Source organism: Silvania sp., from assembly GCF_051656365.1.
Lineage (GTDB): Bacteria > Pseudomonadota > Gammaproteobacteria > Enterobacterales > Enterobacteriaceae > Enterobacter > Enterobacter hatchlandensis.
The window spans coordinates 1-13233 of the sequence record NZ_JBOGBT010000108.1; the positions used below are offsets into that span (position 1 = coordinate 1).

Genomic DNA, 13233 nt, shown 5'->3' on the forward strand with positions numbered 1-13233 from the left:
AATTTCATCAGCCGTTACGTTGAGCTGCACATTCCTGACGACATCACCGAGCCGCATCTGGGCGAGAGCAAAATGCCGTCGTTCGGCTTTAGCCTGGCGCTGATCCTGCTGCCGCTGGTGCTGGTAGGCCTGAAAACCATCGCTGCACGCTTCGTACCGGTGGGCTCTGAGGCGTATCAGTGGTTTGAGTTTATCGGCCATCCGTTCACCGCGATCCTGGTCGCCTGTCTGGTCGCCATTTATGGCCTGGCGATGCGTCAGGGCATGGCGAAAGACCGGGTGATGGAGATCTGCGGTCATGCGCTGCAGCCTGCAGGTATCATTCTGTTGGTGATCGGTGCGGGCGGGGTGTTCAAGCAGGTGCTGGTGGATTCCGGCGTCGGCCCGGCATTGGGCGAAGCGCTCACCGGGATGGGCCTGCCGATTGCCGTCACCTGCTTCGTGCTGGCGGCAGCGGTGCGCATTATCCAGGGTTCTGCCACCGTCGCCTGTTTAACGGCGGTAGGGCTGGTGATGCCGGTGATTGAACAGCTGAACTACTCCGGCGCTCAGATGGCGGCTCTGTCTATCTGTATCGCAGGCGGTTCGATTGTGGTGTCGCACGTTAACGACGCCGGCTTCTGGTTGTTTGGTAAATTTACCGGCGCCAGTGAAGCGCAAACCCTCAAGACCTGGACGCTGATGGAAACCATCCTCGGCACCACCGGGGCGATTGTTGGGATGATTGCGTTTTCGCTGCTGAGTTAAGTGCGTTGGTCATAAGCTGCGAGTTTACTCGCAGCTTATGACATCTGATCTTTATCGACTCCTCACTATCTGATTCCTGTCACAAACCTCTCTTGCTCTATCCGTCTAAATATCCGCACTGATAATAAAAGGAAAGTGTCATGGATAAGCACGGAGCAGAATCACTTTTACGCCAAATGTTAAATAACGACAGCGCCTGTTTTAGAGAGGGGCAATGGGAAGCAATCGACGCGTTGGTTAATCAGCGGCGCAAATTGCTGGTGGTGCAACGAACGGGGTGGGGTAAAAGCGCCGTCTATTTTATCGGTACCCGCATTTTCCGCGATCGGGGGTTTGGGCCGACGATTATCGTCTCTCCGCTTCTCGCTCTCATGCGTAACCAGGTCGCGGCAGCAGAACGTCTGGGTATACGGGCTGAAACGCTCAACTCTACCAATCGGGATGACTGGCAGAAGATTACCAAAAGGCTGCTGGCGAACCAGCTGGATTGCCTGTTGATTTCACCTGAGCGACTAGCAAATGAAGAATTTGTTCGCACAGTCTTGCAGCCTGTTTCGGATAGTCTGGGTTTGCTGGTGGTCGATGAGGCGCACTGCATTTCCGACTGGGGCCACGATTTTCGGCCTGACTATCGCCGCATTCTGGGGATCTTGCGCCAGCTGCCTGCAAATACACCCGTCCTGGGGACGACGGCGACAGCGAATAATCGGGTGGTGGAAGATATTCGACAACAATTAGGTGATATCACCATCCTGCGGGGTACCCTGGCAAGAGAGAGCCTTGCGCTTGATGCGTTTATGCTTGCCGATCAACCCTCTCGACTGGCCTGGATGGCGCAAACTATTCCTGCGCTTGTTGGCTCAGGCATTGTCTATACGCTCACAACCCGTGATGCCGAACTGGTTGCCGCCTGGCTAAAGCAAAATGGTATTAATGCCTGGCCCTACTACAGCGGGGTGACGTTATCCGGTAGTGCGGATACTCACGCGGTCAGAGAACGCCTTGAGCATGACTTGCTCACTAATCGAATTAAAGTCCTCGTGGCGACCACCGCGTTGGGAATGGGCTATGACAAAGCGGACCTGGGTTTTGTCATCCATTATCAGATGCCAGGTTCGATCGTGGGATACTACCAGCAGGTAGGGCGTGCAGGGCGTGCTATTGAACATGCCGTCGGCTTTTTGTTAGGTGGAACAGAAGATCGGGCGATCCATCAATTCTTTCATGAAAGTGCTTTTCCATCCGAAGAGCAGATTGCAGAGGTTCTGCAATGTCTCGAACGTCAGGACGGCATGACGGTAAGAGACATTGAAACCCAAACCAATCTTCGGCATGGACAAATAGAAAAAGTATTAAAGCTCCTGGTAACGGACATCCCTTCAACCGTCATTTTTGAAGACCGGCACTGGCGCAGAACGGCCATTCCGTTCGTGCTGGACAGGGCGCGAATCGAGCATCTGACTCAACAAAGAACGCAGGAACTTGCAGAAGTTGAGCACTATATTCACTCAAAAGAATGTCGGATGTCTTTTCTTCGGCGTGTGCTTGATGAACCGAATGATGAGCGTTGTGATAAATGCAGTAACTGCCTTAATCGCTCTTCACGTGATGATATCCTGGACGACAGACTCCTTAATGCGGCGGCACGGTTTGTGAAACGTGCTGATTTGCCATTGATACTAAACAAGCAGGTGGCAAAGGACGCATTTGTTCAATATGCGTTTCATGGCAATTTGCCCCGTGAAATACAGGGTCAGGAGGGGCGTATACTTTCCCGCTGGGGAGATACCGGATGGGGGGCGATGGTTGCCGCGGATAAGCGAGCCGGGAAATTCAGGGATGAACTGGTTGAGGCCTGTGCAGAGATGATTCGTGAACGCTGGCAACCTAATCCTGCTCCGGCATGGGTATGCTGTGTGCCTTCGCGACAGCATCCGAATCTTGTTCCCGATTTCGCTCGAAGACTGGCTGAGAAACTTGCGCTTCCTTTTGTTGATGCCATCAACAAGGTCGTGGACAATCAACCTCAGAAAATGCAGCAAAATCGTTTTCATCAATGTAAGAATCTCGATGGTGTCTTCAAGGTGTCACGTCTTCTGCCAAAAGGCCCGGTACTGCTCGTGGATGACGTAGTGGATTCCGGTTGGACGCTGACTGTCATTGCGGCTCTTATGCGCCAGTTAGATAGCGAAGAGGTTTACCCTGTCGCGCTGGCTTCAACTTCGGTAAAAAATGGATGAATTTGACAGCAAGCGCACAAGCCACGCTTTTACTTACCAGCTATTTTTCCAGTGTTAAAACGAATGAGCACAAGCCGCTCACGAATGCCGAATGGGGGAAGTTCGCGCTGTGGCTTAAGCATCAGCGGCTCTCTCCGGGAGGATTATTAGTTCCTGAGCCTCAGGCTCTACTGAGTGGCTGGAGCGATCCCTGTATTTCCACAGAACGCCTTTTAGCACTGCTTGGGCGTGGGCACAGTCTGGCGCTGGCGGTGGAAAAGTGGCAACGAGCGGGGCTGTGGGTCATCACCCGCGCTGATGCTGAATATCCTCAGCGTTTAAAAGATATCCTGCGCAATGATTCACCTGCTGTTCTGTTTGGCTGCGGCAATAAAGCGCTCTTGCAGTCGGGGGGGGCGGCGATTGTGGGGTCCCGCAACGCGGTAGAAGACGATTTACACTTTACTGCAGAGCTGGCGAAAAACCTGGCGGATTATGGCGTCAATGTCGTTTCCGGTGGGGCCCGAGGCATTGATGAATGTGCAATGCTCTCTTCACTTAATGCAGGTGGAACGGCGACAGGAGTGTTGACTGACAGTCTGTTAAAGGCAACGACATCCGTAAAATGGCGCAATGGGCTGGCATCAGGCAACCTTGTGCTGATCTCCCCTTTTTACCCGGAGGCCGGTTTTAGCGTAGCCAATGCGATGGCGCGCAATAAATATGTCTACTGTCTTGCCGAAAGCGCTGTCGTTATCCATGCCGGGAAAAAAGGAGGAACGATTACGGGCGCGCTGGAAGCCGTTAAGCATCAATGGGTGCCTGTATGGGTAAAACCCAACCAGGATGAAAATTCAGCGAATGAGATGCTGGTTCAAAAAGGCGCGGGCTTGCTGGCCGAATCCGTTGATCCTCACCAGCTGAAAAGATTTCGTAATATGGATGCACAGCTTCAGTCTGACCTGTTTTCCTTACAGGAAGCACCCTCTGTTTATCAGGCACCGGCTCGTGTGGACTTTTATCAATTGTTTCTGGAAGAGATCCAGCATCTTGCCATACAGCCTGTTTCGAAAGAGGTTCTGGCTGAGATTCTGTGTTTAGTCCCCGCACAGCTGGATCTGTGGTTGAGCAGGGCGATAAAAGACAATCGGCTACGGCAGCTTTCCGATGCTGGCCTTTACCAGATCCCCTGAATAATCGACGTTGCGCCCGAGTCGGGCGCAGTGCGTTTACCCCTTCATCCACGCCCTGATCCCATCCAGGAACATCTGCGTGGCCATCATCACCAGAATCAATCCCATCAGCCGTTCCAGCGCATTCACCCCTTTCTCGCCGAGCAGGCGTAAAAACAGCGACGATTGCAGCAAAATCACGAAGGTGCCGCCCCAGGCCAGCAGCAGGGCGATCACCAGATGACTCATCTGGTTCGGATACTGATGCGACAGCAGCATCAGGGTTGCCAGAATGGTCGGGCCGGCGACCAGCGGGATCGCCAGCGGCACGATAAACGGCTCTTCACCGGCGGGCAGGCCGCTGCTGCTCCCTTCGGCGCTGGGGAAAATCATCTTAATGGCGATCAAAAACAAAATAATACCGCCCGAGATTGAGACTGTTTCAGCGCGTAAATTCAGGAAGCCGAGGATCTTTTCTCCCGCGAACAGGAAGATAAACATCACCAGCAGCGCGATTAACAGCTCGCGGATCATGATCGCCCGACGCCGCTTCGGCTCAGTATGTTTCAGCACCGACATAAAGATCGGCAGGTTCCCGAGCGGGTCCATAATCAGGATAAGCAGCACCGCTGCAGAAATAATTTCAGTCATGTTATCTGTCCCTCAAACTCCCTGTATTCATTGTGGTAATAAGTGGTATTACTTATAGCGGCGTAATCATTGATTTATTTCACTTGCGACTTTGGCTGCATTTTGTAAGGTGAGAGCAGTGCCAGTAGGATTCTGGCTCGCATATTCAGCACACATCTCTGCAGGAAAACACGCTATGAAAAACGTTGGTTTTATCGGCTGGCGCGGTATGGTCGGCTCTGTACTCATGCAACGCATGGTTGAGGAGCGCGATTTTGACGCCATCCGTCCGGTCTTCTTCTCCACTTCCCAGCTTGGGCAGGCTGCGCCTGCATTTGGCACTGCGTCCACCGGTACGCTTCAGGACGCATTTGATCTGGAAGCGCTGAAGGCGCTGGATATTATCGTTACCTGCCAGGGCGGCGATTATACCAACGAAATTTATCCAAAGCTTCGTGAAAGCGGCTGGCAGGGATACTGGATTGATGCAGCCTCTTCGCTGCGCATGAAAGACGACGCCATCATTATTCTTGACCCGGTTAACCAGGATGTCATCACCGACGGCCTGAACAACGGGGTGAAAACCTTCGTCGGCGGCAACTGCACGGTCAGCCTGATGCTGATGTCGCTCGGCGGCCTGTTTGCTCAGGATCTGGTGGAGTGGGTCTCCGTAGCCACTTACCAGGCAGCCTCCGGCGGCGGCGCGCGCCATATGCGTGAGCTGCTGAGCCAGATGGGTCATCTGCACCAGCACGTTGCCACTGAGCTGGCAAACCCGGCATCGGCCATTCTGGATATCGAACGCAAAGTGACGGCGCTTAGCCGCAGCGGCGACCTGCCGGTGGATAACTTTGGCGTACCGCTGGCCGGTAGCCTGATCCCGTGGATCGACAAGCAGCTGGACAACGGCCAGAGCCGCGAAGAGTGGAAAGGCCAGGCAGAGACCAACAAAATTCTGCGCACCGCCTCGCCGATCCCTGTTGATGGTCTGTGCGTGCGCGTGGGTGCGCTGCGCTGCCACAGCCAGGCATTCACCATTAAAATGAAAAAAGATGTATCCATACAAACAGTGGAAGAATTGCTCGCTTCGCACAATCAGTGGGCAAAAGTCGTCCCGAACGACCGCGACATTACCGTGCGTGAACTGACCCCAGCGGCCGTTACCGGCACGCTGACCACTCCGGTAGGGCGCCTGCGCAAGCTGAACATGGGGCCGGAATACTTGTCCGCCTTTACCGTCGGCGACCAGCTTTTGTGGGGTGCCGCCGAGCCGCTACGCAGGATGCTGCGCCAGCTGGCGTAATAACGTATTAATACTAAGGGGTGATGTGTCACCCCTTTTTTTGCGTAATAAAGGACTAAAACGCATTTGGTTGGTTATTTATCAGGAGTCATACACAGCGTTGGCTATGCTTTATGCGAGATGTCGTGCATCTCGTCTGGAAGTTGGATGGAACAGAGAGGATGCACATAAGTGCTGTTCCGTACAGGTCACATTAAAGCTGTACCCTGCGCGCGAAGGGGGGCGGCGAATAAGATAACAGGATGAACACCATGTCCGTTCGTATTGATAGAGACGTGATTAATGCGCTTATCGCGGGTCATTTTGCCGATCCGTTTTCTGTACTTGGTATGCACCGCACAGAGGCAGGGCTGGAAGTCCGCGCATTGTTACCTGACGCGACGGAAGTCTGGGTGATTGAACCAAAAACCGGCCGCAAGGTGGGTAAGCTTGAATGTATCGACTCACGCGGTTTCTTTGCTGGCGTGATGGCCCGCCGCAAAAACATTTTCCGCTATCAGCTCGCCGTTCTCTGGCATGGGCAACAAAATCTGATCGACGATCCCTACAGCTTTGGTCCGCTGCTGCAGGAGATGGATGCATGGCTGCTGTCCGAAGGCACGCACCTGCGCCCGTATGAAACGCTGGGTGCCCATGCCGACACCATGGACGGCATCACCGGCACCCGCTTTACCGTCTGGGCACCGAACGCCCGACGCGTCTCGGTGGTGGGGCAGTTCAACTACTGGGACGGCCGCCGCCATCCAATGCGCCTGCGCCGTGAAACCGGCATCTGGGAGCTGTTCATCCCCGGTGCGCAAAACGGTCAACTTTATAAATACGAAATGATTGATGCAAACGGCAAGCTGCGTATCAAAGCCGACCCGTATGCTTTCGAAGCGCAAATGCGCCCGGAAACCGCCTCCCTGATCTGCGGCCTGCCCGAGAAAGTCGCCCAGAGCGAGGAGCGCATCCGCGCCAACCAGTTCGACATGCCGATTTCGATTTATGAAGTCCATCTCGGCTCCTGGCGTCGCCATACCGAGAACAATTTCTGGCTCAGCTACCGGGAGCTTGCCGACCAGCTGGTGCCGTACGCCAAGTGGATGGGCTTTACCCATCTTGAGCTGCTGCCGATTAACGAGCACCCTTTTGACGGCAGCTGGGGCTATCAGCCAACCGGCATGTACGCCCCGACCCGCCGCTTCGGCACCCGCGACGACTTCCGCTACTTTATCAACGCCGCGCATGCCGCCGGGCTGAACGTGATCCTCGACTGGGTGCCGGGCCACTTCCCGTCCGATGATTTTGGCTTGTCGGAATTCGACGGCACCAACCTGTATGAGCACAGCGATCCGCGCGAAGGCTTCCATCAGGACTGGAATACCCTGATCTACAACTACGGTCGCCGGGAAGTGACCAACTATCTGGTGGGCAACGCCCTGTACTGGATCGAGCGCTTTGGCATTGATGCCCTGCGCGTGGATGCGGTGGCGTCAATGATTTACCGCGACTACAGCCGCAAAGAGGGAGAGTGGATCCCCAACGAATTCGGCGGGCGTGAAAATCTCGAAGCGATTGAGTTTTTACGCAGCACCAACCGTATTCTTGGCGAGCAGGTGCCGGGCGCAGTGACGATGGCAGAAGAGTCGACCGATTTTCCGGGCGTTTCCCGCCCGCCGTCGATGGGCGGTCTTGGCTTCTGGTTTAAGTGGAACCTCGGGTGGATGCACGACACGCTGGATTACATGAAGCTGGATCCGGTCCACCGCCAATATCACCACAACAAGCTGACCTTCGGCATGCTCTACAACAGCACCGAAAACTTTGTCCTGCCGCTCTCTCACGATGAAGTGGTTCACGGCAAAAAATCGATTCTCGACCGCATGCCGGGCGACGCGTGGCAGCGATTTGCCAACCTGCGCGCCTACTACGGCTGGATGTTCGCCTTCCCGGGCAAAAAGTTGCTGTTCATGGGCAACGAGTTTGCGCAGGGCCGCGAGTGGAACCACGACGCCAGCCTTGACTGGCATCTGCTGGACGGCGGTGACAACTGGCACCATGGCGTCCAGCGCCTGGTCCGCGACCTCAACCGCACCTATCGTCACCACAAAGCGCTGCATGAACTCGATTTTGAAGACTACGGCTTCGAGTGGCTGGTGGTGGATGACAACGAGCGCTCGGTGCTGATCTTTGTCCGCCGCGACAAAGCGGGCAACGAAATCATCGTCGCCAGCAACTTCACCCCGGTGACTCGCCATCACTACCGCTTCGGCATCAATCAGCCGGGTAAATGGCGCGAGGCGCTGAATACCGACTCGATGCACTATCACGGCAGCAATGCGGGCAACGGCGGTCTGGTCCAGAGCGATGAGCAGGAGAGCCACGGACGTGCAAACTCACTGAGTATTACCCTGCCGCCGCTGTCCACCATCTGGCTGGTCCGGGAGGGGGAATGACCCAACTCACGGCCGGTCAACCTGCTCCGCTCGGCGCCAGCTATGACGGCAAAGGGGTGAATTTCACCCTCTTTTCCGCCCATGCGGAGCGGGTTGAACTCTGCGTGTTTGACGACAACGGCAATGAGCATCGGTACGATCTTCCGGGTCGCAGCGGGGATATCTGGCACGGCTACCTGGAGAGCGCCCGCCCCGGCACGCACTACGGCTTTCGGGTTCACGGCCCCTGGGAACCGGGCAACGGGCACCGTTTTAACCCAGCGAAGCTACTGCTCGATCCCTGCGCGCATAGCGTTGAGGGGATGCTGAACGACGACGTGGTCCTGCATGGTGGTAAAGACGCGCCGGATCACCGCGACAGCGCATTGGCGGCGGCCAAAAGCGTGGTGGTGTGTGACCACTATGACTGGGAAGACGACGCACCGCCCAATACCCCCTGGGGCAAGACGGTGATCTATGAAGCGCATGTGAAGGGGCTGACGTATCTGCATCCGGGCCTCCCGGAAGCGATCCGCGGCACCTACAAAGCGCTCTCTCATCCACTGATGATTGCCTATTTCAGGCAACTGGGCATTACCGCCCTGGAGCTGCTGCCGGTGGCCCATTTTTCCAGCGAGCCGCGCCTGCAGCGCCTGGGTCTCAGCAACTACTGGGGCTACAACCCGATGGCGATGTTTGCCCTCGATCCGCGCTATGCCGCCCATCCGGCGCGTGCCCGGGATGAGTTTCGCGATGCGGTTAAAGCCCTGCACGAAGCGGGTATTGAGGTGATCCTCGACGTGGTGCTGAACCACAGCGCCGAGCTTGATCTGGAGGGGCCCACCTTCTCCCTGCGCGGAATCGATAACCGTAGCTATTATTGGTTAAGAGAGGATGGCGATTACCACAACTGGACCGGCTGTGGTAACACGCTCAATCTCAGCCATCCGGCGGTGATGCATTACGCGTATGAATGTCTGAAATACTGGGTTGAAACCTTCCATGTCGACGGTTTTCGTTTCGACCTGGCGTCGGTTATTGGCCGTACGCCGGACTTCAATCCGCAGTCGCCGCTGTTTGAGGCCATTAAAAACTGCCCGCTGCTGTCACGCGTCAAGCTGATTGCTGAGCCGTGGGATGTGGGCCCCGGTGGTTATCAGGTGGGGAATTTCCCGCCGCTGTTTGCGGAGTGGAACGATCACTACCGTGATAGCGCGCGCCGCTTCTGGCTGGCGCACGATCTGTCGCTGGCGGATTTCGCCGGACGCTTTGCGGCATCCAGCGATCTGTTCAGACACAATGGACGGTTGCCCTCTGCGTCGATCAACCTGTTGACGGCGCACGACGGCTTCACCTTGCGTGACTGCGTTTGCTTCAATCAGAAACATAACGAAGCCAATGGTGAAGAAAATCGTGATGGCACCTTCAGTAACCACAGTTACAACCATGGTATTGAAGGATTAAGTGGCAAGCTGGATGTCATTGAGCGACGCCGTGCCAGCGTGCACGCCTTGCTTACCACGCTGCTTTTATCGCAGGGAACGCCGATGCTGCTGGCAGGGGATGAACATGGTCACAGCCAGCACGGCAACAATAACGCCTACTGTCAGGATAACCCCTTAACCTGGCTTGACTGGCAGCAGGCAAACAGTGGATTAGCCGAGTTTACCGCTGCGCTAATCCATCTGCGTCAGCAGATCCCTGCGCTCACCCGGAATCAGTGGTGGGAAGAGGGTGATGGCAACGTGCGCTGGCTGAATAAAGCCGCGCAGCCGTTAGCGACACATGAGTGGCACAACGACGTTCCCTGCCTGCAAATCCTGCTTTCGGATAGCTGGCTCATTACGTTTAACGCCACCCATGAGGTTGCCGACATTGTTTTACCTGAAGGAGAGTGGCGGGCGATCCCCCCATTTGCCGGAGAAGATAATCCGGTCGTGATGACAGTCTGGCATGGACCTGCAAACGGTGTGTGCGTATTCCAGAGATGATAATAAAAGGAGTTGATCATGGTTAGGTTAGAGAAGAACGACCCATTAATGTTAGCGCGTCAGCTTCCATTAAAATCTGTTGCCCTGATTCTTGCTGGCGGCCGCGGTACCCGATTAAAAGATTTAACGATTAAGCGCGCCAAACCCGCCGTCCACTTCGGTGGTAAATTCCGTATCATCGATTTTGCCCTTTCTAACTGTCTTAACTCTGGCATCCGCCGCATCGGCGTGATCACCCAGTACCAGTCCCATACCCTGGTGCAGCACATCCAGCGCGGCTGGTCCTTCTTCAGCGAAGAGATGAATGAGTTTGTCGACCTTCTGCCCGCTCAGCAGCGCATGCACGGTGAAAACTGGTATCGCGGCACGGCGGATGCGGTGACGCAGAACCTCGACATTATTCGTCGCTACGACGCTGAATACGTGGTGATCCTCGCCGGGGACCATATCTACAAGCAAGACTACTCGCGGATGCTGATCGACCACGTCGAAAAAGGTGCACGCTGCACCGTTGCCTGCATGCCGGTGCCCATTGCCGAAGCGACGGCGTTTGGCGTGATGGCGGTGGATGAAAACGACAAGGTGATCGAATTTGTCGAAAAACCGGCAAACCCGCCAGCGATGCCGGGCGACCCGACCCGCTCTCTTGCCAGCATGGGCATCTATATCTTTGATGCTGAATACCTTTATCAGCTGCTGGAAGAGGACGACAAGGAAGAGAATTCCAGTCACGACTTCGGTAAAGATATCATCCCGAAAATCACCAAGGCTGGCATGGCTTATGCACATCCCTTCCCATTGTCCTGCGTGCAGTCCGATCCGAATTCAGAACCGTACTGGCGCGATGTCGGGACGCTGGAAGCGTACTGGAAGGCCAACCTGGATCTCGCCTCAGTAACACCGGAACTGGACATGTACGACCACAACTGGCCGATCCGCACGCACATGGAGTCGCTGCCGCCGGCGAAGTTTGTGCAGGACCGCACCGGTAGCCACGGCATGACGCTGAACTCGCTGGTCTCCGGCGGCTGTATCATTTCGGGCTCGGTGGTGGTGCAGTCGGTGCTGTTCCCGCGCGTGCGGGTGAATTCTTTCTGCAACATTGATTCGACAGTATTGTTGCCAGACGTATGGGTAGGACGCTCATGCCGTTTGCGTCGTTGCGTGATCGACCGGGCCTGTATCATTCCTGAGGGCATGGTGATTGGCGAGAACGCCGAAGAGGATGCGCGTCGCTTCTATCGCTCCGAAGAGGGCATCGTACTGGTTACGCGTGAAATGCTGCGCAAACTGCAGATCAAACAGGAGCGATGATGCAGGTTTTACACGTATGTTCTGAGATGTTCCCGTTGCTGAAAACGGGCGGGCTGGCGGATGTGATTGGGGCGTTACCGGCGGCGCAAATCGCCGGTGGTGTCGATACCCGCGTGCTGTTGCCCGCTTTTCCAGACATTCGTCGCGGCATTCCTGATGCACAGATTGTCAGCCGTCGCGATACCTTTGCCGGGCGCATCACATTACTGTTTGGTCATTACAACGGCGTGGGCATCTACCTGATTGACGCGCCGCATCTGTATGACCGCCCAGGGAGCCCGTACCACGACACTAACTTATTCGCCTATCCCGACAACGTGCTGCGTTTTGCACTGCTCGGCTGGGTGGGGGCGGAAATGGCCACCGGGCTGGATCCGTTCTGGCGTCCGGACGTGGTGCACGCCCACGACTGGCATGCCGGGCTGGCCCCGGCGTATCTGGCGGCGCGTGGTCATCCGGCAAAATCGGTGTTTACGGTGCATAACCTGGCCTACCAGGGCCTGTATTTAGCCAAACACATGAATGACATCGAGTTGCCATCGTCATTCTTTAACATGCACGGGCTGGAGTTTAACGGGCAGATCTCGTTCCTGAAGGCCGGGCTTTACTATGCCGATCATATTACGGCGGTGAGCCCGACCTACGCGCGGGAGATCACCGAGCCGGAGTTTGGCTACGGGATGGAGGGCCTGCTGACGCAGCGTCATCGCGAAGGCCGCCTGTCGGGCATTCTGAACGGCGTGGATGAAAAAATCTGGAGCCCGGAATCCGATCTGCTGCTGACCGCACGCTATAGCCGCGACTCGGTGGAAGATAAGGCCGAGAACAAACGTCAGCTGCAAATCGCCATGGGGCTCAAGGTCAACGAGAAGGTGCCGCTGTTTGCGGTGGTGAGCCGTCTGACCAGCCAGAAAGGCCTCGACCTGGTGCTTGAAGCGCTGCCGGGTCTGCTGGAGCAGGGTGGACAGCTTGCGCTGCTGGGTGCGGGCGATCCGGTTCTGCAGGAAGGCTTCCTGGCGGCGGCGGCCGAACATCCGGGGCAGGTAGGGGTACAGATTGGCTATCACGAGGCGTTCTCACACCGCATCATGGCGGGGGCCGACGTTATCCTGGTGCCGAGTCGTTTTGAGCCGTGCGGCTTAACCCAGCTGTACGGTCTGAAGTACGGCACCCTGCCGCTGGTGCGCCGTACCGGCGGGCTGGCGGATACCGTATCCGACACCTCGCTGGAAAACCTGGCAGACGGTATCGCCAGTGGTTTTGTGTTTGAAGACAGTAATGCGTGGTCGCTGCTGCGCGCGATCCGGCGTGCGTTCGTGTTGTGGTCGCGGCCGTCTTTATGGCGTTTTGTTCAGCGGCAGGCGATGGCCATGGATTTTAGCTGGCAAGTGGCGGCCCAGTCCTACCGCGATCTTTATCAACGCTTGATGTAACAATGTT

At 56.1% G+C, this 13233-nt stretch carries 9 protein-coding genes; 8 read left to right on the forward strand and 1 reads right to left on the reverse strand.

The window, feature by feature from the left end; translation table 11 throughout:
* The 3 genes from ACRDD5_RS21340 to ACRDD5_RS21350 all read left to right on the forward strand — a co-directional run.
* Positions 1–747: gluconate:H+ symporter (locus ACRDD5_RS21340; protein WP_438677926.1), on the forward strand; the 747-nt coding region annotated here is incomplete at its 5' end.
* A gap of 140 nt (positions 748–887) precedes the next feature.
* Positions 888–2987, forward strand: coding sequence for a RecQ family ATP-dependent DNA helicase (locus ACRDD5_RS21345; RefSeq protein ID WP_438677927.1), 2100 nt, complete (start codon positions 888–890; stop codon positions 2985–2987).
* Positions 2984–4159 (forward strand): DNA-processing protein DprA, encoded by a 1176-nt coding sequence (locus ACRDD5_RS21350; RefSeq protein ID WP_438677928.1) that lies wholly within the window; start codon positions 2984–2986, stop codon positions 4157–4159. Before ACRDD5_RS21345 ends, ACRDD5_RS21350 begins: the two co-directional genes overlap by 4 nt.
* A 36-nt stretch (positions 4160–4195) precedes the next feature.
* Here the strand turns inward: ACRDD5_RS21350 and yhgN are convergent, their stop codons facing one another.
* Positions 4196–4789, reverse strand: a complete 594-nt coding sequence (yhgN, locus tag ACRDD5_RS21355; RefSeq protein ID WP_271282596.1) for an NAAT family transporter YhgN — start codon at positions 4787–4789, stop codon at positions 4196–4198.
* 175 nt (positions 4790–4964) lie between these two features.
* Between yhgN and asd the strand changes: the two genes are divergently transcribed.
* The 5 genes from asd (at position 4965) to glgA (ending at position 13226) form a co-directional block, all read left to right on the forward strand.
* Positions 4965–6071, forward strand: a complete 1107-nt coding sequence (gene asd / locus ACRDD5_RS21360) for an aspartate-semialdehyde dehydrogenase (protein ID WP_271282595.1) — start codon at positions 4965–4967, stop codon at positions 6069–6071.
* Positions 6072–6322: 251 nt separating this feature from the next.
* On the forward strand, positions 6323–8509 hold the full coding sequence (gene glgB / locus ACRDD5_RS21365) for a 1,4-alpha-glucan branching enzyme (RefSeq protein WP_438677929.1): 2187 nt from the start codon (positions 6323–6325) through the stop codon (positions 8507–8509).
* Positions 8506–10479, forward strand: a complete 1974-nt coding sequence (gene glgX / locus ACRDD5_RS21370; protein ID WP_438677930.1) for a glycogen debranching protein GlgX — start codon at positions 8506–8508, stop codon at positions 10477–10479. The genes glgB and glgX overlap by 4 nt, the downstream gene beginning before the upstream one ends.
* 18 nt (positions 10480–10497) lie before the next feature.
* Positions 10498–11793 carry a glucose-1-phosphate adenylyltransferase gene (gene glgC / locus ACRDD5_RS21375; protein ID WP_438677931.1) on the forward strand — a complete coding sequence of 432 codons (1296 nt, stop codon included), beginning with the start codon at positions 10498–10500 and terminating at the stop codon, positions 11791–11793.
* A complete protein-coding gene (gene glgA, locus ACRDD5_RS21380; protein ID WP_271282591.1) occupies positions 11793–13226 on the forward strand; it encodes a glycogen synthase GlgA in 1434 nt (477 codons plus the stop codon). The genes glgC and glgA overlap by 1 nt, the downstream gene beginning before the upstream one ends.
* Positions 13227–13233 lie beyond the last annotated feature (7 nt).